This window comes from Pandoraea sp. LA3, assembly GCF_022696215.1.
Classification (GTDB): Bacteria; Pseudomonadota; Gammaproteobacteria; order Burkholderiales; family Burkholderiaceae; genus Pandoraea; species Pandoraea capi.
The window spans coordinates 1-20,830 of record NZ_PTPY01000012.1; the positions used below are offsets into that span (position 1 = coordinate 1).

Consider the following 20,830-nt stretch of genomic DNA (forward strand, 5'->3'; position numbering starts at 1 on the left):
CGCGCCGGCTGCACAGGCGGCGGGCTTCGACCTGCAATTGTCCGGACACACGCATGGCGGACAATTCTGGCCGTGGCTGTACTTCGTCCCGCTGCAACTGCCGGTTGTCCCCGGCCTCCACCGGGGGGCCCCTCCGGCCAACTCTGTGCGCCGGGGCCCGGGTGACTGGGCCCCGCCGCATCTTTTCGGCGCGCCGTCGGAAATCACGCGTATCCGGCTCGTGCCGGGCACGCCGGGGCAGGCATGACGCGATGAAGTCACTCTCGACCCGCCCAACGCGGGACACCGTGTCCGTGCGTCTGCGCGGCAAGATTCAAGGCGTGGGCTACCGTCAGGCGGCCGTGCGCGAGGGGCACCTCATCGGTGTTCGCGGCTGGGTGCAGGCGCTGCCGGAGGGCGACATCCTCGCGATGGTGCAAGGCACGCCTGATCAGGTCGACAAGATGCTGGAATGGATGCGCCACGGCCCGCCGGGTGCGCGCGTAACGGATTTCGAAAGCGAAGTGGCGTACATCGGCCGTCGCTTCGACCGGTTCGAACAACTCTGACGCGAACGCCCAGGCGGCTGACTCCATGACATCGACCAAGCCCAGCACACGCCTCGCCACGCCTCGCCACGCTCGACGACGCACCGCGCATCGTCGCGCTGCTCGCCCAGTTGGGTTACGAAACGCCGCTCGACATCGTTCGTCGCAATATCACGCTGTCGACGGCAGAGGGCGATGACGCCGCATTCGTCGCGCTCGACGAAAGTGAAAACATTGTGGGATGTATGGGATTGCACGCGCTCACCATGTTCCATCGGGCGGGGCGGCTGGGACGCATTACTGCGCTGGTGGTCGAGGAGAACGTGCGGGGTTCGGGCGTCGGGCACGCACTGATGGCGGCCGCTCACGCATGGTTCAACCAGCGGGGATGTGAGAAGTTCGAAGTGACGAGCAGCGACCATCGGGTCGCCGCACATCGCTTCTATGCGCGCCACGGCTATGCCCGGGACGGGCAGCGGCTCGCGCGCAAATGCCAGATCTGATGACGTTCAGACGAACGCCAGCGCTGACTTAATTCTTGTGACGGTAGTTGATGCGGCCCTTGCTCAGGTCGTAGGGCGACATTTCCAGCGTCACGCGGTCACCCGCGAGAATGCGAATGCGGTTCTTCTGCATGCGGCCGCTCGCATATGCCACCACTTCCACGCCGTTCTCGAGCGTGACGCGAAAGCGATTGTCCGGCAGCACATCCGAGACGTGTCCGCTGAATTCGATCAGTTCTTCCTTGGCCAATATCGTGTCCTCTTGAGGGTGCCGCTCGCGAGGGGCGCAGCACCGGTGTTACTGTAAGTTCGTTCGCCAATACCGCCCCCGCACCCGGAATCTGACGGGGGTGCACATCGAACGCCAAAAGGAGCCTACCCGGTGGACCGGCCATGAAGGCGTGCGGTGCACCGAAAAGCGGCGATGGTTCGAAGGAGCAAGGCACATTGCGGCAGTGCCGCAACGACGAGCAGTGCGTGTCGGGAGGGCGAAGACCGGTTCGGTCTGCGTCATCGGCACAGCGAGTGATCCGGCTCGCAGGACAGGGTGTCAGCGGCGCCGATAAAGCATTTCGCGATCGTCAGGCGATGATCGGCGAATTTTCGCCGATCCCGCAAGGATACGCCTTTCTGTGTCGCCCGTGTAGAAAAAATGGCTCACACCGACCCATTTGCACGCTTTTGTCGTCTATTTGTTGCGCAATGCATCAATGAGCCGCAGCGGGGCCTGTGCCGACGCCCAGACACGCGTTTGACTCGGGGTGAACGCCGATGTGACGCGCAACGCGCACTCATCTATGCTGTAAGTACCCGTAGCCCGCAGGAGGAATGACCATGAAAACAGTCGCTCAGATCCTGAAGTCCAAATCGGTCGACACGGTGTACAAAGTGCGCCCGTCCGATTCGGTACTCGATGCCCTGACCCTGATGGCCGAAGCGCGCATCGGCGCGGTGCTCGTCAGCGACGACGACCGCGCCATCGTCGGCATCTTCACCGAGCGCGATTACGCGCGAAAGGTCGCGCTGATGGGCCGCACGTCCGTCAACACGCCGATTCGCGACGTGATGACCTCCGCCGTACGCTACGTCCACCCCGAGCAGACCCTGGAAGAGTGCATGTCGCTGATGACCGAGCACCGCATTCGTCACTTGCCGGTCATGAAGGACGACCAGCTCGTCGGCCTGCTGTCCATCGGCGATCTGGTCAAGGCGATCATCTCGGACCAACAGTTCACCATCGACCAACTCGAGACGTACATCATGGGAGGCTCGGCCGCGCTCGTGGGAAGCACACCCTCGCGGCCCAGCTGATCGACTGCCCCTTGCGCAAACCTGCCACTGCGTCGCCCGGGGAGCGTTCGTCTCACCCGTCTGCGCAAAGAAAAACGCCACGACAGCGTTCGTACTGTCGTGGCGTTCTATTGGACGATTAAATCGTCCGCCGATCACGGCATCGGTCAGAAATCTTCCGCGTCGACGTCGTAGTTCGACGGCTCCCAACGGATCGCCAGCAGCGCGAGCAGACCGATGGCGGGCGCGGCAGCGATCACCCAGAACACCTTCGTCGACAGTGCTGCGGCCAGCACCGGGAACAGGAACAGTGAAACGGTCGAGCTGGCGCGCATAAGTGTCTGGTTGAAGCCGACGCCCACGCCGCGCAGCGACGTCGGGTAGCTCAGCGACGCGAACGTCATCGAGTGCGCGCCCGGGCCGAAGCCCTGCCCCAGCAGGAACAACGCGAGGAAGCCGAGCGCCCATGCCACCTGCACCGCGCCGTCCGGTTTGCCCACGAGCGCCAGACCGACGAGCGCCGTCAGTTGGAACGCGTAGCCCACGACCGTCAGCTTCCAGGCCCCGACCTTCGGCACGAGACGCACCCCCAGCAGGCCGCCGGTAAAGGCGAACAGCAGATTGAGGGCGAGCGACATCAGAATCGTGGTGAGCATCGACTGCGCGAGGAAGCTGGCGATGATCACCGGCAAGCCGAACGCCACCGCGTTGTAGGCGAACGATGAGGCCACGGCGATGATGGTCGCGAGCGTGGTACGACGCAGATACACGCCCTTGAGCAGCTTGCCGTAGTTGCTCCACGCCGCCGGACGCTTGGCCACCACGCGCTGGGCGTCCTTGGCCACGACGGCATCGATCCCGTAGGAACGCTTGAGAATCTTCGCGGCGGCGTCGAGGTCGCCCTGATTGGCGGCCCACACGGGCGATTCGCTCATATAACGGCTACGAACGGCGATGATCGCCAGCGCGGGGATCGCGCCGAAGCCGAGGATGATGCGCCAGAGCAGCGCACTATGCGACGCCGGCAGCAGCGAATAGCAAAGCAACACGAGCAAATAGGACCCGCATATCGCCGCGTACCAGGTAGGGCACCACATCGCGACCCGCGCCGCTTTGTTGCCACGTCCCTTGAGTTTCGAGAACTCGGCGAGGAAGGCCATCGCCACAGGCAGGTCGATCCCGACGCCCAGCCCCATCACGAAGCGCGCACCGGCGAGCACGTATTCGTTCGGCGCCAGTGCGCAAGCGATGGCCGCGATGACGAAGCACAGCATGTCGGCCATGAACACGCGGTAACGGCCGATGCGATCGGTGAAATATCCGCCGAGGAACGCGCCGACGATGGCGCCGAACGTGATGGCCGACGCCACCATGCCCGTGCCTGCCGGCGTCAGTTGAAACTCTCGGGTGACGTCCTTGAGGCCGAACGCGAGTGCGCCGAGGTCGTAAGCATCGAGGAACACACCGCCCAGGGCGATGGCCACGATCCAGCGGGCGTTCGATACGCGCGCGCCGCCTTCGTTGACGAGTTGCGCCACATCGGCGGCGGAACGAATGACGGCGGGACCACCGGTGCGCGCGGCGGGCGTTGCCGCGGCACTCGTCTGGGCCGGTACCGCGGAAGACAGGGAAACGTCGACTGACATGGGACTAAGCTAGGAAACGGGAGAAAGCAGGAAAAAAGCGAACGCCAAAGGTCGCGATGTTACCGCTTGGTACCGCCGCCACCCAAGAGCTTTCTGGTTATATGCTTAGACGAAACCCGCGCTGCACGCCAATTTTTTGGGATCTAGCACCAATATCTCTCGCATTACTCCCAAATTTGTAGCGAATCCCACTCACTGATTAAGCAATCGCAGAGTATGACCCCATGTCTCACCGGACGGGAATATGATCGAGTTATCCCTCAAATCCGATGCGTGGTCCGGCAAAGCCGCGCGCGGAGGGGATCAGCAGACGTGCACAGTCTTTAACAGACGCTTACCTTTTCTTACAGCAGGAAGTTCTGCGGAACCCTACATTCCGCATCGTGGTCGCAATAGATGTGCCACATGGTGCGCAAGCGAAGCCGGATGGCGACCCGCGCACACCACCAAGAATCAACACCTCACGCTCACGAGGAAGATCCAAAATGAAGATCAAAGCGCTTACGGGAATCAGCGCGGCATTGGCCGCTGTCATGTTGGCCGGCTGCGTGGCGCCCGGCCCGCAATACGGATACCAACAGCAGGGTTACCAGCAGGGATATCAACAGCCCGGCTATCAACAAGGCTATCAACCACCGCAACAGCAGGGTGCGCTGTACGGCACGGTCCAGTCGATCGAGCAACTGAACGGCCCGAATAACAGCCCGAACATTCTGGGTACGGTGCTCGGCGCAGCCGCCGGCGGCCTGCTCGGCAACACGATGGGCGGCGGACGCGGGCGCACGGCCACCACCATCGCCGGTGCGGCCATCGGCGGTATTGCGGGCAATCGCATCGAGAACAACATGGGCGAGCCGAACGTGCTTTACCGCATCACGGTGCGTCTGGACGACGGTCGTGTCGCCACGGTCACGCAAGCGCCGCCGCTGCGCGTGCAGCAAGGCCAGCGTGCAGCGGTCTCGAACGATACGGTGTACCCGTACTGAGCGAGTCAGCGAAGGCAGGATCAGCCAGGGCGAACAGGACCTCGATCCCGCTCGTCGGCAAAATCGAACGCCCGCCGGGATTTCCCGGCGGGCGTTTTCTATTGTTGCCGATACAACACGCGCGACGAATTATGTCCGGGGGGACGCCCGGGGGACGGCGGCAAACCATAATTGACGGCCAATGCACGGTCATACGCAAAGCGAATTTGACCTGCTAAGATACGCGCGAAAATCGGCGTAACAATCGGCACAAACATCGTGCGACCATCGGAGGGCCCCCGCCGTTCCGGAACTTTGCCGAGTCCGTCAGTAACCGCTACCCTTCGAATCTCGTCATGTCGACTCAGACGACTTACCACCATCGGCTCTTCATGGCGATGGTCGGCGGCTTCAGCGCAGTGCTCAACGCGGGCGCCTTCTTTACCGTTCTGCGGCTCAACGGTCACAACCCCTATACCCCATACGGCCTGACGCTCGTCTGCGCACTGGCGGCGACGGCGTTCATCGTCTTCGCACGTTTTCATCTGCTCGCCAGCGCCCGGAACCTTGGCTGGATGCTCGGACGCGGCGCCATGCGCTGGTGCCGTCTGCTTGTCACCGCCATCGTCCTGCTGTTCCTGACGTACGAAAGCACGGAAGACGTGCGCATGATGGTCGGCCAGTGGGTGTTGCTGGCGCTGCCGCTGCAAATGATCGGACTCGCGGTGCTGCGCGGCATGGCCCATAGCATCAACAATGCGCCCGGCAATCAACGTCGCGCGGCATTCTTCGGGCTCGGGCCCGAGGCACGCAAGCTCAATCTGCGTCTGCAACGCTCGCCCATTCTCGGCATTCAAGTCGCGGGCTACTACAACGACGCGCCCATCGCGCCTGAAGACGGCGAAGTGCTGCCCCCGTATCTCGGCCGCTACGACGCCGCTGCGGCGCACATTCAGGCGAACGAATACGAAATCGTCTTCATCGCCATCGGTCAACAAGACAACAAGGAACTCACCGGCGAGATCGTGCAACGTCTGTACGATTCGACGGCCGCCATCTATCTGCTGCCCGAATTCCGCTTCCCCGGCGATCTGCCGATGACGAGCACCGACCTCGCCGGCGTGCCGTTGCTCGCACTGCACGACATCACGGTGCAGGGGCTGCTGCGCATGATCAAACGCAGTATCGATGTCGTCGGTGCCGCGGCGATTCTCGTGTTGCTGAGCCCCGTGATGATCGCGGTCGCCGTTGCGGTGCGTCTCGACTCCCCGGGGCCGGTCCTGTTCCGTCAGCGCCGCTATGGCGAGCGCGGCGAGCCGATCGTCATCCACAAGTTTCGTTCGATGCGCGTGATTCAACCGGAAGACGCGGCCGCCGCGGCCACGGGCGGCCTGCGTCAGGCGCACGCGGGCGACAGCCGCATCACGCCGATCGGCAAGCACCTGCGCCGCACGTCGCTTGACGAACTGCCGCAATTGTTCGATGTGCTGGCAGGTTCGATGAGTCTCGTCGGTCCGCGCCCGCACGCCGAAGAACACAATGAGATGTACCGTCGCATGATTCCCGGTTACATGCTGCGTCACAGCGTGAAGCCGGGGATTACGGGATGGGCGCAGATCAACGGTCTGCGCGGGGAGACCGACACGCCGGACAAGATGCAGCGACGCGTGGAATACGACCGTTACTACATTACGCACTGGTCGTTGTGGCTCGACATCAAGATTCTGCTCAAGACGATTCCCGTCATGGTGACGGGACGCAACGCCGTCTGAACCGACGGCGCGGCGCGTCTCTCAATGCATCAGATTCGCTGACACGACAACTGCGACGGCAATTGCAAGCGATTGCAAGCGATTACCAGCAACGTGCAACGGCGCTCATTCGCGACCAAGCGCGCGCCACTGCCGCCAGCAGATGCCGATAAATCGCCGGTCTTCGACGAGGTAACGACGCCACATGCGACCCGGGTCCTGCAAGATGCGGTACATCCACTCGCACCCCGTGCGCTGCATCCACTTGGGTGCACGCTTTTGCATGCCCGCGGCGAACTCGATGGCCGCGCCCACGCAGAGCATCACGCCGCCGGGCATGGTCGGCGCATACGCCATGGCCCAGCGTTCCTGCTTGGGCATGCCCAGACACACGAAGATGAGATCGGGCGCCGCGTCGCGAACGCGTTGCGCGATGTCCTGCCCCTCGGGACCGGTCGGATCGAACGTCATCGACGGAATCATCAGCGTGAAATCGAGCCCCGGGAAACGCTGCGACAGCCCGGCCGTCAATTGCGCTTCCTGCCCGGGGCGGCCGCCCACGAAGACTGCACGACGTCCCGACGCGCGCGCCCGGTCGCACAACGCGGGCAACAGGTCAGCGCCGGTCACGCGCCCCGGCAACGGTCTGCCGAAAAGCCGACTCGCCCAGATGATGGGCATGCCGTCAGCGAAGAGGAAATCGGCCTTGCGGTACTCCTGCTTGAATTCGGGCAGTACGTCGAGCCGCACGATGTGGTCGACGTTGGGCGTCACCACGATGCGCGAGCGTCCGTCGCGAAGCGCAGCGGCATGCGTGAGCACGTCCACCGCCTGCTCGAACGGCACGGCGGCGATGTTCAGGCCAAACAGCGCGACATTGGGCTCGAAGATTTCGCGAGCATTAGCGTGTGGCGCAGTTTTCAATTCAGTGTCACGGCTCATGACCTATCGTGTTCCCCTTATCCGGCGAATCCAGCGTTTCCCGCATGCGCCCATCGTCCAGCAGTACCGGCGACGTTCAATGGCAGGCACGATAGTAGCAGCGCGTCTGCGCTGCGTCAGTGACACTTTTGATGAGATGTCGCGTATTTCACGACGACAACCCGAAGAAAAATATCGCGACCAATGATCCTCGACGCTCACGACATTCCTTCCGGCTCGCAACTGCAAGCGGATCTGTGCATTGCGGGTGCGGGTGCGGCCGGCATCACGCTGGCGCTCTCACTCGAAGCCAGCGGGCTCGACGTGGTGCTGCTCGAAAGTGGCGCCGACACGCCCGAGCCTGCCGTGCAGCAGCTCTACACCGGCACCGTCGAAGACGCGCGCCTGCATCCCCCTGCCGACAGCTACCGCGTGCGCCGCTTCGGAGGATCGACCACCTTGTGGGGCGGGCGCTGCATGCCGCTCGACGCCATCGACTTCGAAGCCCGCGACTACGTGCCGCACAGCGGCTGGCCCATCGGACTCGACGATCTGATGCCGTGGTACGGGCAGGCCAATGCCTTGTGCGAAGCGGGTGAATTCGCTTACACCGCCGACCAGGCGTTCCCGCGTGCGTCGAACCCGTCGCGCCCGATGATCGGCGGCTTCGACAGCGATGTATTCTCGACGAACACGCTGGAGAGGTTTAGTTGTCCGACGGATTTCGGCAGTCGTTATCGCGCCCGTCTCGCCAAAGGCCGGGTCCGGGTCATTCAGCATGCGAACCTCTGCCATCTGCCGATGCAGGACGGCCAGACACGACTCGTCGGCCCCGCGCAGGTCAAGACGCTCGACGGCAAGCCGTTCACCGTCGCCGCACGCGCTTACGTGCTCGCGACCGGCGGCCTCGAAGTGCCGCGCCTGCTGCTCAACAGCCCCGGCGCGAGCGGTCGCGGGCTGGGCAATGCGCATGACGTCGTGGGCCGCTACTACATGAGCCATCTGGCGGGGACCATCGGCACGATGGATCTGTCGGGTGCGACGTCCGTCTGGCATGGCTACGATATCTCGGACGAAGGGATCTACTGCCGTCGACGACTGGCGTTGCGTGCGCCGGCACAGCACGCGTTGCATGCCGGCAACTTCATCGCGCGCCTGCATCACCCGCGCATTCCGGATGCCGGTCACGGCAACGGCATTCTCTCGGCGCTGTATCTCGCGCGTCCGATCGTGCCGTACGAATACGCCAAACGGCTGTATGGCGACGCGCCCGGCGGCATCGGCAACTGGCTCGCGCACGCCCGCAACGTGATCACGGACGTGCCCAACACCGTGCGCTTCCTCACGCACTGGGCGATGCATCGCACGCTCGCCACACGCAAGTTTCCATCGGTCATCGTGCGCCCGGCCAACCTGCGCTTCAGTCTGGACTTTCACGCCGAGCAGGTGCCCTACGAAAACAGTCGCGTAACGTTGGGCGACGAGCGCGATGCACTCGGCATGCGACGCATCCACATCGACTGGCGCTACACGTCGCAGGACGTCGCCACCGTGACGCGCGCCCTGGCCGCGCTGGCGCAGGAAATCGAGCGCACCGGCGTCGGCCGCTTCTCGTACGACCCTGCCGAAGTGGAAGCCGAAATGACACGCTACGGCGCCTATGGCGGCCATCATATCGGCACGGCGCGCATGGGTGACGATCCGCGCACCAGCGTGGTCAACGCGGATGGACGCCTGCATGAGACCGACAACGTGTTCGTTGCAGGCGCTGCGGTCTTTCCGACGTCGGGCCAGGCGAACCCCACATTGAGCCTCGTCGCGCTGGCGCTGCGCCTTGCCGACCATTTGCAGGGGCGGGCGAACGTGAGTGCACTGCCCTCGCCCGCGACATCGGCCACATCCGCCCTCCAGACTTCTTCGACTCCTACGTGACCCCGTCCGCCTTATGAAAGCTCGCATTCTTGTCACCGGCGCGACCGGCTTCATCGGCCGCCATGTCGTCAACGCCCTTGCCGCCAGCGCATGGGCCGAACCCGTCGCGGCTTCGCGTCGTGCCGACGCCGGCATGCGCGCCGTCGATGCGCTCTCCGCCACCTCGCTAGGCGCCGCACTGGCCGACGTCGACGCGCTGGTGAACTGCGTCGCGGGCTCGCCCGAGACCATCGTCGCCAATGCCCGCGCACTGCGCGAGGCGCTCGACGCCGTCGGCAAGCCCATGCCCGTCGTCTACTTCAGCTCGATGGCCGTGTACGGCACGGCCGAAGGCCACATCGACGAATCCGCCGCACTCGAAGGCGCAAGCCCTTACGGCATGGCGAAGGTGGAAGCCGAGACATTGCTCGCCGGACTGCGGACGGTCTCGCTGCTGCGCCCCGGATGCGTCTACGGCGGTGGCAGCCCGCAATGGTCGGAACGCATTGCCGAACTGCTGCGCGCAGGGCGTCTCGGCGACCTCGGCGCAGCGGGTGACGCGCACAGCAACCTCGTGCATGTGGACGATGTCGTGAAGGTCGTCATGAGTGCGTTGCGCCGCCCCGAAGCGGGCGGGCAGGCCTACAACCTCGCCATGACCGACGCCCCGCGCTGGAACGATTACTTCGTGGCGTATGCCATGGCGCTGGGGGCAACGCCGGTGAAGCGCATCGGTGGACGACGTCTGAAGATCGAGACGAAACTCGTGGCGCCCGCGCTCAAGATTGCCGAGATTCTGGGACGCAAGGTCGGTGTGAAGGGATTGCCGCCGCCGTTGCCGCCGTCGCTCGCGCGCCTGTGGCAGCAGGACATCTGTCTCGATGCGCGCCGCGCCGAACAGGCCTTCGGTGTGACATGGACACCGTGGCGCGAAGCCGTCAAAGCGGAGGCCGCACGCGCCTGACCGATGGCGACGGGCGGGGTGCGATGCCGACCCGCCTGCCCCCACGGTGATGCCGCTGACGGTACGCCTCAGCGTCTCAGCGCATCAATCAACTCATCAATCAGCGCATCCGCGACTTAACGCCGCGTCAGCCGCCCCACCGTCCAGTGCCACAGCGTGGCGAACGGCGACACGCCGAGCAAGCGGCGAGCTGCCCACGCGGCGGCCGCACCGTTCACGGCAATCGCCAGCGACGCCGCCACCGACGCGCCCACACTGCCGCCCATCGGCGTGAGCACCGCGAGCCCCAGCAGCAGCACCACGACCGACACCACGTTGATGCGCATGAGCGCACGCGTGTGCGCCGTCATGCCGAGCAGTTCCGGCATCGCCGTGAAACAGGCCGCCGCGATCTGCCCGAGCGCCAGCACGCGTAAGGCGCTCGCGCCGTCGTCGAATCCGTGACCGAACAGGCTCAGCAGGAAGTGCGGCACGAGCAGCATGCCCAGCGTCACGGGCAACGCCAGGCACAGCACCAGCCCGATGGCTTGCGCCGCACTGCGCTCCAGCCCCGGCAGATCCTGACGCGCATAAAGGCTGGCGAATCGCGGCGCGGCCATGCCCGTCACACCGCTGATCAGAATGTTGACGACGAGCGCCAGACGCCATGCCAGCGCGAACAGGCCTGTCTCGCGCGACGACGCGACGATGCCCAGCACAATCGCCGGCGCCGACGTAATCAGCAGCTTGGTGAGTTCGAGCGTGAACAGCGAGAGGCCGGGCTTGAGCAAGCCGGGGACCGCCCCGTGCGGCTCGCCGGCCGGCACCTCGCGCAGGAATCGCCGCAGCAACACCGCCCCCACGATCGCCGCGACGGTAAAGCTCGCCGCCGTGAGGACCAGCGTGTTGGCCACCGTCAATTTGCCCGTCGTCACCAGCGGAATCGCCGCCACACAGAAAATCGCGGGCCACAGCCACGAGTAGATCATCTGGCTGAAGCCCACGCGCTGCAATCCGGCGAGCGCACCGGCAATGGCCGCCCCCATGTTTTGCGGGACGAACGACAGCGCACCGAGCATGAGCGGCACCACCAGTTCGGGCTTCTTGAGGATGTCGTTGGCAAAGAGCGCCGCCCCGCCTGCGAGCAGAATCGACACCGCGGCCGACGCCAGAAAGACATGCCCCAGCGCCCGGCGAATCGTCGGCCTGACGGCGGCGGCGTCACCGGCGGCGACATCCATCGCCAACTGACGCGTCAGCGCCTGATCGATGCCGAGGCGTCCGAACCCGGCGAGCGCCACCATCGTGCTGAAGACGATGTAGAAATTCCCGGTCTCGACGACGCCCAGCGCCGCCGCGATCAGCAGGTGAAAACCGTAGCGACTCGGCAGATCCAGCAGGCGGACCCCGAGACTGATCACGCTGCCGCGAATCATCGAAGCGCCGGACTTGCCCGACGCAGGTGTCGGTGACGGCGATGGCGACGACGTCCGGTTCATCTCAATTCACCGCCTTTCGCAGCACGAAGAGCATGATGCTCTGCGGCGGCAGATCGGCGTGCAATTCGCCGCCGGAAACCTCGGCATCCGGCGCACGCGCGAGCTTGTTGTCCACCAGTTGCCAGACCTCGCTCGTGCCTGCCGCCGCAAAGTTGGCGACCGAGACCGTGGCCTGCGCCGCGCGATCGAGTTGCTTGTTGACGACGACGATGGTCATCGCGCCATCCTTCGCGCGCAGCGCCGCGAAGGCCGACACGGTATCCGGATCGGGCACCGTAGCCGACACGCTCGTCGAGCCGAATTCGCCGCCTTTATCGTCGTAATTGCGATACAGCTTGATCGCCTTGTAGACCGGCATCGACGGATCGAGCGTGCCCCAGCGCGTGGCCATGTCCAGCCGCTCGCGGCCGAAGATGCCGAGAATGTCGGCCTGCGCCGTCGCGCCGTTCATGCGCGTGTCCGCGCCCCAGTTGTATTCGGTGAGCGCGATGGGCGTGCCGGGGTAGTAATACGTGTCGACCCACTGACGCATCATCGGAATCAACGCGACCACGCTGTTGATCCACGTCGGATCCTTGTAATTCGGGTCCCACAGATTGCGTGTCGAGCGGTTGCGCATCAGCGCAATGGCCGTCGAGTTGCCGTCCGCCGGTTCTTCGTACTCTTTGCTCTGCGGATAAAAGTGCAGGCTGAAGATGTCGACCGGACGACCGGCCTTCTTCCACTGCGTGAGCAGCCAGGGAATGTACGACATGCCGCCGGTTTCTTTCAGCCGGTCGGGCGCCTGCGCGTAACCATGCGTGACCGAATACTGCTGATCGAAGCCGCTGTACAGATAGCCGTTCCAGCCCCACTCTTCAGGCGCGAGCACCTTGGCATGCGGATCAGCCGCCTTCACCGCACGCGAATAGGCGATCACCTTGGCGGCGATCTCGCTGGCGTGCGCCCCCGTGGGGTGCGAGTTGTTGTGGATCAACTGCCACAGACTCGGCTCGTTATCCATCGCGTAGTACTTCACGCCGCCCGCGTTGGCCGGACCGAACTGCTGCACCAGCGCGCTCACACGCGCCTGCTGGCTCGCGGGATCGTCGGGCACGGTGGCGTCGTCCGGATCGTTCACCACGGGCGTGCCGTCGCGCAGAATGCCGTTACCGGCGTCGGTCATGCCGTCCACGTCGTGGTTCTGCTGCGGACCGTACTTGATGATGGAATAGCTCGCGAGCCGGTCGCGCGAACGCGAGAGCGTAGCCACGCGGCCGAGCATGGAGATGGTGATGATCGGCTGCGCGCCGGCGGCCTGCGTCAATGCGACGAAACGGTCGCCGAACTGGTCGTTGATGTCCGTCGGATTCACCGGAAGACTCTCGTAATACCAGTCGCGACCGGCGTTACGCGCGTCGAGCCGCCAGTTGTAGGCCGATGCGCTGTTGCCGCCCGAACGGTTCAGCGGCGCACGCAGATCCTGCAACATCGCCGTCGTGCCGAAATTGACGCCGTAGATCAACGGATTGATCGGATGGCGGTTCGCCGCCGCATCCACCGCGATCGAGACCGGCAACGGCCCGCCCGGCGTGGCCTTGGTACAGGCCGCAGACGACAGCAGCACAGCCGCACCCACGAATTGAATCAGTCGGGCAAATCCGATTCGCCCAATACGCGCACTACGGCGCGGCAACACGCGCATGAAGACTCCGGGGGACAGCACGATGATCGAATCCGCCTTCTCGCCAGATGTAGACGAAGATCGCCAGAATGACCGCCGTTTCGCCTGGCGCAAGCGTTGGCGGATAGAAGAACGAGACCAGCAGCACGAAGACCAGATAGTCGTACAGCGCGCCGAGGAAATCGTCTTCGACTTCCGCGCGCAGGCGCCGGTAGAAAAACAGGCCGCGCAACTGAAAACACAGAATGACGAGCGCACCGAGCAGGCCGTACTCGAACACGATCCCCAGCCACGTAATGTCGGCAAGGAAGAAGAAGTGGTGGAAATAGGTGGTCAGCGTGTCGCCGCTCGCGGGACTGATCGTGCCCACGCCGAACAGCCAGCGCAGTGAGTCATTGCCGAGAAAGCGCGTCGCGAGCAGCGCCGAGATACGGCGCGTGTCGAAGCCGGTTTCGGAATTCGCGCTGAAGATGGTCGCCAGATACCCCATCGAAAACACCCCGACCAGCACGATGGGCGCCACGAGCATGAGGCCGATGCGCGCACGCGGACGCGCCCAGACGAACGTATTGATGACCAGAACGCCCATGATGCCGATCGCCAGCGCACGCGACTTCACGATCAGCAACGCGACCGCCAGCCCGATCAGTACGCTGATGAGATAACCGACGTTACGCTCGAAGAACGCGCGGCGGTAGCAGAAGAACAGCAGGATGAACGGGAAGTACATCGACATGCGGATACGGTGTCCGCGACTGTCGCTGGTGAAGAACGGCGCCTGTCCGAAGACGTAGGTTTCCTTGTACCAGTCGGCGGGCACCAGCAGCCACATGAGAATCAACGCGCCCACGATGACCGCGCCGAGAATCACGAAACTGCGCCCCAGCTCCTGCAACGTGGGCTTGAGCATCAGGAGCAGTGCCAGAAAGGAAAAGAAATACAGAATCGGCAGCAGTTTCACCTGCGCTGTCACACTGGTGAAAAAACTCTCGTTGAAGTAGATGACGGCGGCGAAGCTCGGCACCAGCACCAGCCATGCAAAGCTCAGCAGCACCTGTCGCGTCAGCGGGAAGCGCGGCTGGCTGCCCAGACGCAGCACCAGTGGCAGCGTCAGTATCGGGAACGCCTTCGAGAGCGCCCACAACGGGTACAGCGTCGCGATGTAGTGGAACGTCTGCCCGAAGAGCGGCAGAAGCACCACCAGGCACCCGACGACGAAGGTGCGCGGCAGGCCGCCCGCGAACACGGCCGGCAGGTCGTCCGGGACTGGCGTCCCGTGCGTCGCATCGGTCGGGTTACCGGGGCGGGTATCCATGTCGAGAGGTGGCTGCGCGGCTGTCACGAAGCGGTTGAATTCGGTGGTTAGACTTGCACGATTTGCCTGGCCGACGGCGAAATCGCCGGGATCGACCGAGATGACGCCGGGTGTCGCGAATCGCTCGCGACGCCCGGCACCGGACGATCAGAAGCTGCGAGCGCCGTTGATGTCGTAGTTGACGTTCTTGTTGAACGGCAGCCCCTTGTTGATGTACTGGTCGACCCACAGGTCCACTTCCGCGATCGCCGACTTCGGCACGAAGATCGTGTCGTTCGATTGCAGAACGATGTCCTGCGCCGGATCGCCCTGCTGCGTGAGCGCCTTGACGTCGATCGTGCGCAACATCGGACGGCCGTCCGGGCTGCGGCGAATCAGCACGATTTCGCCGGTCCGTGCGGTATCGAGCAGGCCCTGGGCGGTGATGATCGCCTGCATCACGCTCATGCCGGGCGTGAGTGCGAGTTCGCCGGGCTTGCCGACTTCACCGCCGACGAACACGTGTGCGGCGGTCTGCGTCACGGCGACCATGGCCATCGCGTTCGCGGTCATGTGATTGGCCGCGAGCGCGCGGTTGACCGTATCGCCGAACTGCGCGAGCGTCTGGCCGGCTGCCGGAAGATTGCCGGCAAACGGCATGGCCACGGTGCCGTCAGGTGCGACGCGGCCCTTGTAGTTGAGCTCGATGTTGAACGGCAGCACGACGGAAATGTCGTCGCCAGCCAACAGTCGGTACGGCGAAGGTGTCGTCGAGTCGACCCACGTCGCAAAGCGGTCGGTTTGCTGGTATTTGGTGTCGACCCAGGTATGGGTGCAGGCCGTCAGCGTCATCAGCGCCAGTACGCAGGCCGGGCGGAGCATGTTCATGGGACAGATGGCACGAGGCCGGGGTGGTTGCACAGTTTGGACCGTACTCTAGTGCACTTCTGTCGTCTCGCCAAGCACGATAAATCAGCGTCGGATTTAGGATAATGCCGGATTTAGGGGGACTTTCCGGGGACTTTCTTGCGTAAGATATGCGCCTTGAAACCATCAACAATGGCCGGGCAACCTTTCCGCTTCTTGCATCCCTATGGCAATTACGACTCGAACAAGGCCTGACCGGCACGCCGCGGTCGTCGACGTGACGATCCGGGATTATCTCAACACCCTTTTTTACTACCGCAAGATCGCGACGACGGTGTTCCTCGCCATCGTGGCGCTCGGCGTGCTCGTGGCGCTCTTCGTGCCGATTCCGTATCGCGCACAGGCCACACTGCTCGTCCTCAATGCGGGCTACTACGACCAGACGAACAATCCGAACGGCGGCGTGTCGCTGCAACCCCCGCCGGGACAGCTCAACGGCGTGGAAGCGCAGATTCTGTCGAGCCCGGAACTGCATCGCGACGTCATTCTGTCGAAACTCGGCCCCGGCGCGACGGCAAGCGACATCGACCGCGAATTGCAGAATTTCGAGAAACGCCTGCATATCGAGCAGAACGATCTCGCGAACACCATCACGCTGACGTACTCGGACACCGATCCGAAGGCGGCAGCCGATGCGCTCGCCCGTCTGCTGGACAAGTACTTCCGCCAGCGCGCCTCGATCTTCACCTCGGGCCGCGTCAATCTGCTGGTCAGCCAGCGTGACGATGTCGGCAAGCAACTCGACAAGGCCGACGCGGATCTGCTCGCGTTCCAGAAGAAACACGGCATCGTGAAGATCGACGACCAGACCTCGCGCGCCGTGCTGCTCGAATCTCAGCTCGTGCAGCGCAAGCTGGAGACGGATGCCAAACTCGCACAGGACCGCAGTGAACTGAAGTCGCTGCAAACGTCCACGAAGGAAGTGCGCTCGACGATTCCGATCTACACGGACGATTCCGAGACCAGCCGCGCGATCAACATCCTGCAAGGCTCGCTGAGCGAACTCGAGAACAAGCGTGCGGACTACGCGTCGCGCTACATGGCGACGTCCCCGTTCGTCGTGCAGCTCGACAAGCAGATCGCCGACATGCGCGCGAACATCGCGAAGCAGCGTCAGGAGATGATGACCGCGACACGTCTCGGTCATAACAACTACTACGACGTAGTGCAGGAACGTCTGGCGGTGCTCAACGCGAGCATTGCCGGAGGTCTCGCGCAACAGGCTGCGCTCGATGCGCAGATCAAGGAAACGCGCGACAAGCTGCAAGGCATGAGCGACGTGTCGAGCCAGTTGAGCCAGTTGCAGGCGCGTCGCGACATTCTGGCAGACAGCTTCAAGGACCGCTCGCGTCAGGTCGAACTCGCGCGGGTGCAGCAGGGTCAGGTCAGCCAGATCAACGGCACCAACGTGCGCGTGATTCAGGCGCCGTTCCCGCCGTCGCAACGCAGCGTGTCGGCCAGTCTGCTGATCGCCGCCTCGATTGCCGCCGGTTTGCTGCTCTCCGCACTGACAGTGCTGATCCTGTCGAGCCTGCGTGAGACCTTCCTGAGCCCCGAACAAGTCGAGCGTGCCCTGCTGTTGCCGGTGGTGAATGCGCCGGTCCTGCTCGGTGGTGAACGGCGTGGTGCGGCAGCGGGTGTGGCAGGTGCCGCTGGGGGGATGGCGGCTGGCGTCGCGAACGCGGAACCCGCCTACTCACGTCCCGCTCACCTGGCTTACGGCCGCATGATCGCTGCGATCAACAGCAGCACCAGCGCGCATGCCAAGGTCGTCATGGCCTTGTCGACGGGCAAAAACGATGGCCTCTCGTCCGTCATTCAGGGTCTGACAAGCGAACTGGAACACCGCTCGGGCAAGCCGATCCTGATTCTGGACATCGCCTCGACGCCGGACGCGCCGATGTATGGCAAGCCGAACGCACAAGGGCTGCTGGCATGGCCGTCGAATGGCGGCAGCGGCACGGCAAGCACCGATGCCACGGCGCCGGTCGCCGCCGACGAATCCAATGGCATGCTTGCGGACATCGTCTTCACGCGCGTCGAGGGTCACAACATCGTCGTGGCGCAGCCGCGCAGCGGCGCGATTCCGTCGTCGTGGCAGCAAGTCACCCGCCTGTTCGACGCGCTGCGCGACTCGCACGACTACATCGTCGTGCATGCTCCGCCGTCGAGCCAGTCGTTCACCGGCATCGAGAACGCGTCGCTGGCCGACGCCACGGTGCTCGTGGTGCGCGCCGAAGCCACGCGCAAACCGGTCATCGCCGGTCTCAAGGCGCAGGTGGAAGACGCAGGCGGACGACTCATCGGTGTGGCGCTCACGCATCGTCGCGGATATATTCCGAGCTTCATCTACCGGTTCTTCTAGCCGTCGGTTCAGACCATCATGCAACAAATCAGCGCGATCCTGCCGATCAAGACCCGAGGAAGGCATTACGCCGACAACATCGGCCGTTGTGACATCCTCTTCTCGTCGCTGCGCCACTTCACGACGCCGGACCTGTTCCATCGCTTCGTGATCATCGTGCCGCACGACGAAGTCGAGGAAGTGCGCGGCTACGCCAAGGCGTGGTCCGACTTCCCCATCGAGGTAATCGACGAATCGCTGTACATGGGCGCGTTCAACGAGTTCTCGCAGCGGCACCAGATTCGCAACTGGCATCGGCAGCAGATCATCAAGATCAACGCGCCGGAATGGATCGAGACCGAGTACTTCCTGATCTTCGATCCGGATTGCTTCGCCACGCACGCGTTCGACTACGACTCGCTGATCTCCGACGGACGGGCGATCACGCACCTCAAGGGGCGCAGCGTCGAGCCGTATTACTGGGAGGCGTCGGCCAAGCTGCTCGACGTCGAACCGCATCTGGACCGTGAAGGGGTCTGGTGGACGCCCGCGACGCTCTCGCGCTCGCTGTGCCTGTCGTTGCAGGAGCGGCTCGAAGCCGTGAACGGCACCGACTGGAAGCGCGTGCTGCTCGCGAACTACGCCATCGACTGGACGGAATACACGCTGTACTGGCTCAACGCCGAGCGCGCCGGACTGCTCGACAAGTACCACACGCAAGCGGTGCCGCCGCAGCGCACGCTGCACGCCGACGAAAGCGTGTGGTTTGCCGACAAGATGCAGGAGTGGGACGCCGCGCATTACTTCGCGCCGGAGAGCGACGGGCTGTTCGCCGTGGTTCAGAGCAACACGAAGATCCCGCTCGATCAGGTCGTGGCGAAGCTGTCTCCGTACTTCCCGATCCAGATTCAGCCGTACGAGCGGCACGTGGATCCGGCACTCAAGGGCGCGGAGTTGTACTCGGCAGTCGTACGCAAGGGACTCAAGATGCTCAAGAAGGTGTTGGGCAACGGCGCGGGCATCAAATAACGCCAACCGTCCCAAAGATCAACAGGACCCGATTCGATGAGCAGTACGGGCAGCGCCAAAGGCCGGATGGTCGGCATCGAGATTCTGCGATTTTTCAGCGCGTTCGCGGTGCTCATCTGGCATTACCAGCATTTCTTCTTTCAGCCGCAAACGGCATCCATCGAGGTGGTTCGCAGCGCCCAGCCGCTCTACGGGCTGCTGCATCCGTTCTACGATTTCGGATGGCTCGGGGTCAATGTCTTCTGGACGATCTCCGGCTTCATCTTCTTCAATCGCTATCTGACGAAGATCGCGGCAGGCAAGGTCTCCGGTGGTCTGTTCTTCCTGAATCGCTTCTCGCGGCTCTATCCGCTGCACATCGTGACGCTCGTCGCCGTGGCGCTATTGCAGGCGTATTACGTGCAGCACAATGCGGCGTTCTTCATCTATCCGTACAACACGCCGTACGACTTTTTCGTCAACGTCATCTTCGCGTCCGGATGGCTCACGCCTTACACCGACTCGTTCAACGGGCCGGTATGGAGTGTGTCGACGGAAATCGTGATTTACGTCGCGTTCTTCCTGCTGGCGCGTTTTTTCCGCATCGGACTGGCGTGGACGCTGGCGATCATGTGCCTTTCGGCCGCCGCAGGTGGTCTGCTGATCCATCAGCACGTCAAGGGCAGCGAAGCGAACATCGTGTTCTGCGCCTTCTATTTCTTCATGGGCGGCGCAGTGCATCTGCTCTACGAGCGGTTGCGCGACGTGATCGAAGCGCACCGTCCGGCGACGGTGTTGCTGTGCTGTGCGGCGTACGTGGGGTTGATTGTCGTGTGCGCGCTCTTCGGCGGCACGAAGTATCTGGCGGCGACAGTCATCGCGCCGGTCTCGATCGTGCTGCTGCATGCCATCGAGCCGTGGATACCGGAGCGGCTGGCGGCGCCCATCGCCAATCTCGGCAATACGACCTATTCCAGCTATCTGATTCACTTCCCGCTGCAACTCACGACCGTGATCGTGCTGCAACGGCTGGGGATGTCCAGCGCGACGGCGGCGATGAGCCCGTGGTTCCTGGCGGCGTATCTGATCGTCGTTTTCGCGCTCGCCCGAGTCGTCTTCCGGGTGTGGGAAGCACCGGCGCAGACGTTCCTTCGGCGACGTCTGGCCTGGATCGGCGCTCCCGAGAAGGCGCGCTGACGACGGCCGGGCGGTCGATCCGGCGTCGGGTGAACAAGGCGCGCGGCAGGCTGACGCCGTGCGCGCCCGCAGGGCTCAATGATGATGATGGTGGTGATGCGACCAGAGCGGATCCATCGAATCGACGAACGACGCGACGGCATCCTTGTCGCCCGTGGCGTGGCGCATCAACTGGCCGCACTTGCACCAGCCCTGATAGGGCGTGATATGCGAGCAGGCGGTCGTCTTCTGCAAATACAGCGTGACGGGTTTCGCGCACTTGGTGCACTTGAACTTGAGGGTCAGGGCAGGTTTGCTCATCGGAGATCCATAGCAAAAAGCCGGATGTCGTGAAGACACCCGGCTTTTTTGACTTTGTACTGCGTTTGTACCGCGTTACCGCGTTCATATCGCGTTAGCGAATCTGACGCCGGTCGGCTTCGATGTGTCGATTGTCACACC

Annotated in this window: 18 protein-coding genes and 1 pseudogene; 11 read left to right on the plus strand and 8 right to left on the minus strand. The window is 63.7% G+C overall.

The window, feature by feature from the left end; translation table 11 throughout:
- The 3 genes and pseudogenes from C5N93_RS00395 to C5N93_RS00405 all read left to right on the plus strand — a co-directional run.
- Positions 1-247 (plus strand): annotated as a pseudogene (locus C5N93_RS00395) (metallophosphoesterase); the annotation flags it as partial.
- Positions 248-251: 4 nt separating this feature from the next.
- Positions 252-548, plus strand: a complete 297-nt coding sequence (locus tag C5N93_RS00400) for an acylphosphatase (RefSeq protein ID WP_242557865.1) — start codon at positions 252-254, stop codon at positions 546-548.
- 110 nt (positions 549-658) lie between these two features.
- Entirely contained in the window at positions 659-1,030 is a 372-nt protein-coding gene (locus C5N93_RS00405) for a GNAT family N-acetyltransferase (RefSeq protein WP_242557866.1), read from the plus strand.
- Positions 1,031-1,058: 28 nt separating this feature from the next.
- Here the strand turns inward: C5N93_RS00405 and infA are convergent, their stop codons facing one another.
- Positions 1,059-1,280, minus strand: coding sequence for a translation initiation factor IF-1 (gene infA, locus C5N93_RS00410; RefSeq protein ID WP_039393473.1), 222 nt, complete (start codon positions 1,278-1,280; stop codon positions 1,059-1,061).
- A 584-nt stretch (positions 1,281-1,864) separates the two neighbouring features.
- On the opposite strand from infA, the gene C5N93_RS00415 reads away from it, so the two are divergent.
- On the plus strand, positions 1,865-2,341 hold the full coding sequence (locus C5N93_RS00415) for a CBS domain-containing protein (protein ID WP_242557867.1): 477 nt from the start codon (positions 1,865-1,867) through the stop codon (positions 2,339-2,341).
- Positions 2,342-2,487: 146 nt separating this feature from the next.
- Here C5N93_RS00415 and C5N93_RS00420 read toward each other — a convergent pair whose 3' ends face one another.
- Positions 2,488-3,966 (minus strand): MFS transporter, encoded by a 1,479-nt coding sequence (locus C5N93_RS00420; protein WP_242557868.1) that lies wholly within the window; start codon positions 3,964-3,966, stop codon positions 2,488-2,490.
- A gap of 485 nt (positions 3,967-4,451) precedes the next feature.
- Between C5N93_RS00420 and C5N93_RS00425 the strand changes: the two genes are divergently transcribed.
- Both C5N93_RS00425 and C5N93_RS00430 read left to right on the plus strand, forming a co-directional pair.
- Positions 4,452-4,952, plus strand: a complete 501-nt coding sequence (locus C5N93_RS00425) for a glycine zipper 2TM domain-containing protein (protein WP_242557869.1) — start codon at positions 4,452-4,454, stop codon at positions 4,950-4,952.
- A 335-nt stretch (positions 4,953-5,287) separates the two neighbouring features.
- Positions 5,288-6,703, plus strand: a complete 1,416-nt coding sequence (locus C5N93_RS00430; protein WP_242557870.1) for an undecaprenyl-phosphate glucose phosphotransferase — start codon at positions 5,288-5,290, stop codon at positions 6,701-6,703.
- Positions 6,704-6,808: 105 nt separating this feature from the next.
- Here C5N93_RS00430 and C5N93_RS00435 read toward each other — a convergent pair whose 3' ends face one another.
- A complete protein-coding gene (locus C5N93_RS00435) occupies positions 6,809-7,624 on the minus strand; it encodes a WecB/TagA/CpsF family glycosyltransferase (protein WP_242557871.1) in 816 nt (271 codons plus the stop codon).
- Between the two features lie 183 nt (positions 7,625-7,807).
- On the opposite strand from C5N93_RS00435, the gene C5N93_RS00440 reads away from it, so the two are divergent.
- Together C5N93_RS00440 and C5N93_RS00445 are read left to right on the plus strand one after the other, a co-directional pair.
- Positions 7,808-9,535, plus strand: coding sequence for a GMC family oxidoreductase (locus C5N93_RS00440; protein WP_242557872.1), 1,728 nt, complete (start codon positions 7,808-7,810; stop codon positions 9,533-9,535).
- 13 nt (positions 9,536-9,548) lie between these two features.
- On the plus strand, positions 9,549-10,478 hold the full coding sequence (locus C5N93_RS00445; RefSeq protein ID WP_242557873.1) for an NAD(P)-dependent oxidoreductase: 930 nt from the start codon (positions 9,549-9,551) through the stop codon (positions 10,476-10,478).
- 116 nt (positions 10,479-10,594) lie between these two features.
- Here C5N93_RS00445 and C5N93_RS00450 read toward each other — a convergent pair whose 3' ends face one another.
- The 4 genes from C5N93_RS00450 to C5N93_RS00465 all read right to left on the minus strand — a co-directional run bounded on the left by C5N93_RS00450 (position 10,595) and on the right by C5N93_RS00465 (position 15,801).
- Complete coding sequence (locus C5N93_RS00450; protein WP_242557874.1) at positions 10,595-11,956, minus strand: oligosaccharide flippase family protein; 1,362 nt, start codon at positions 11,954-11,956, stop codon at positions 10,595-10,597.
- A 1-nt stretch (position 11,957) separates the two neighbouring features.
- Positions 11,958-13,661, minus strand: a complete 1,704-nt coding sequence (locus C5N93_RS00455; RefSeq protein ID WP_242557875.1) for a glycoside hydrolase family 44 protein — start codon at positions 13,659-13,661, stop codon at positions 11,958-11,960.
- Positions 13,618-14,934 carry a hypothetical protein gene (locus tag C5N93_RS00460; RefSeq protein ID WP_242557876.1) on the minus strand — a complete coding sequence of 439 codons (1,317 nt, stop codon included), beginning with the start codon at positions 14,932-14,934 and terminating at the stop codon, positions 13,618-13,620. The genes C5N93_RS00455 and C5N93_RS00460 overlap by 44 nt, the downstream gene beginning before the upstream one ends.
- A 147-nt stretch (positions 14,935-15,081) precedes the next feature.
- Positions 15,082-15,801 (minus strand): polysaccharide biosynthesis/export family protein, encoded by a 720-nt coding sequence (locus tag C5N93_RS00465; RefSeq protein WP_242557877.1) that lies wholly within the window; start codon positions 15,799-15,801, stop codon positions 15,082-15,084.
- 256 nt (positions 15,802-16,057) lie between these two features.
- On the opposite strand from C5N93_RS00465, the gene C5N93_RS00470 reads away from it, so the two are divergent.
- The 3 genes from C5N93_RS00470 to C5N93_RS00480 are packed head-to-tail and all read left to right on the plus strand — an operon-like array spanning position 16,058 to position 20,389.
- Complete coding sequence (locus C5N93_RS00470) at positions 16,058-18,205, plus strand: hypothetical protein (RefSeq protein WP_242557878.1); 2,148 nt, start codon at positions 16,058-16,060, stop codon at positions 18,203-18,205.
- A gap of 18 nt (positions 18,206-18,223) precedes the next feature.
- Positions 18,224-19,213: a DUF6492 family protein gene (locus tag C5N93_RS00475; RefSeq protein ID WP_242557879.1), complete on the plus strand. Its 990-nt coding sequence runs from the start codon at positions 18,224-18,226 to the stop codon at positions 19,211-19,213.
- A gap of 36 nt (positions 19,214-19,249) precedes the next feature.
- Positions 19,250-20,389 carry an acyltransferase gene (locus C5N93_RS00480; protein ID WP_242557880.1) on the plus strand — a complete coding sequence of 380 codons (1,140 nt, stop codon included), beginning with the start codon at positions 19,250-19,252 and terminating at the stop codon, positions 20,387-20,389.
- 75 nt (positions 20,390-20,464) lie between these two features.
- Here C5N93_RS00480 and C5N93_RS00485 read toward each other — a convergent pair whose 3' ends face one another.
- Positions 20,465-20,689 (minus strand): hypothetical protein, encoded by a 225-nt coding sequence (locus C5N93_RS00485; RefSeq protein WP_039393487.1) that lies wholly within the window; start codon positions 20,687-20,689, stop codon positions 20,465-20,467.
- Between the last annotated feature and the right edge of the window lie 141 nt (positions 20,690-20,830).

What these genes read in the sequence shown, in the direction of transcription:
- C5N93_RS00400 (WP_242557865.1), top strand. Translation starts at nt 252, where the DNA reads ATGAAGTCACTCTCGACCCGCCCAACGCGGGACACCGTGTCCGTGCGT.
- C5N93_RS00415 (WP_242557867.1), top strand. Translation starts at nt 1,865, where the DNA reads ATGAAAACAGTCGCTCAGATCCTGAAGTCCAAATCGGTCGACACGGTG.
- C5N93_RS00420 (WP_242557868.1), bottom strand. Translation starts at nt 3,966, where the DNA reads ATGTCAGTCGACGTTTCCCTGTCTTCCGCGGTACCGGCCCAGACGAGT.
- C5N93_RS00425 (WP_242557869.1), top strand. Translation starts at nt 4,452, where the DNA reads ATGAAGATCAAAGCGCTTACGGGAATCAGCGCGGCATTGGCCGCTGTC.
- C5N93_RS00430 (WP_242557870.1), top strand. Translation starts at nt 5,288, where the DNA reads ATGTCGACTCAGACGACTTACCACCATCGGCTCTTCATGGCGATGGTC.
- C5N93_RS00435 (WP_242557871.1), bottom strand. Translation starts at nt 7,624, where the DNA reads ATGAGCCGTGACACTGAATTGAAAACTGCGCCACACGCTAATGCTCGC.
- C5N93_RS00440 (WP_242557872.1), top strand. Translation starts at nt 7,808, where the DNA reads ATGATCCTCGACGCTCACGACATTCCTTCCGGCTCGCAACTGCAAGCG.
- C5N93_RS00445 (WP_242557873.1), top strand. Translation starts at nt 9,549, where the DNA reads ATGAAAGCTCGCATTCTTGTCACCGGCGCGACCGGCTTCATCGGCCGC.
- C5N93_RS00450 (WP_242557874.1), bottom strand. Translation starts at nt 11,956, where the DNA reads ATGAACCGGACGTCGTCGCCATCGCCGTCACCGACACCTGCGTCGGGC.
- C5N93_RS00460 (WP_242557876.1), bottom strand. Translation starts at nt 14,934, where the DNA reads ATGGATACCCGCCCCGGTAACCCGACCGATGCGACGCACGGGACGCCA.
- C5N93_RS00465 (WP_242557877.1), bottom strand. Translation starts at nt 15,801, where the DNA reads ATGAACATGCTCCGCCCGGCCTGCGTACTGGCGCTGATGACGCTGACG.
- C5N93_RS00475 (WP_242557879.1), top strand. Translation starts at nt 18,224, where the DNA reads ATGCAACAAATCAGCGCGATCCTGCCGATCAAGACCCGAGGAAGGCAT.
- C5N93_RS00480 (WP_242557880.1), top strand. Translation starts at nt 19,250, where the DNA reads ATGAGCAGTACGGGCAGCGCCAAAGGCCGGATGGTCGGCATCGAGATT.
- C5N93_RS00485 (WP_039393487.1), bottom strand. Translation starts at nt 20,689, where the DNA reads ATGAGCAAACCTGCCCTGACCCTCAAGTTCAAGTGCACCAAGTGCGCG.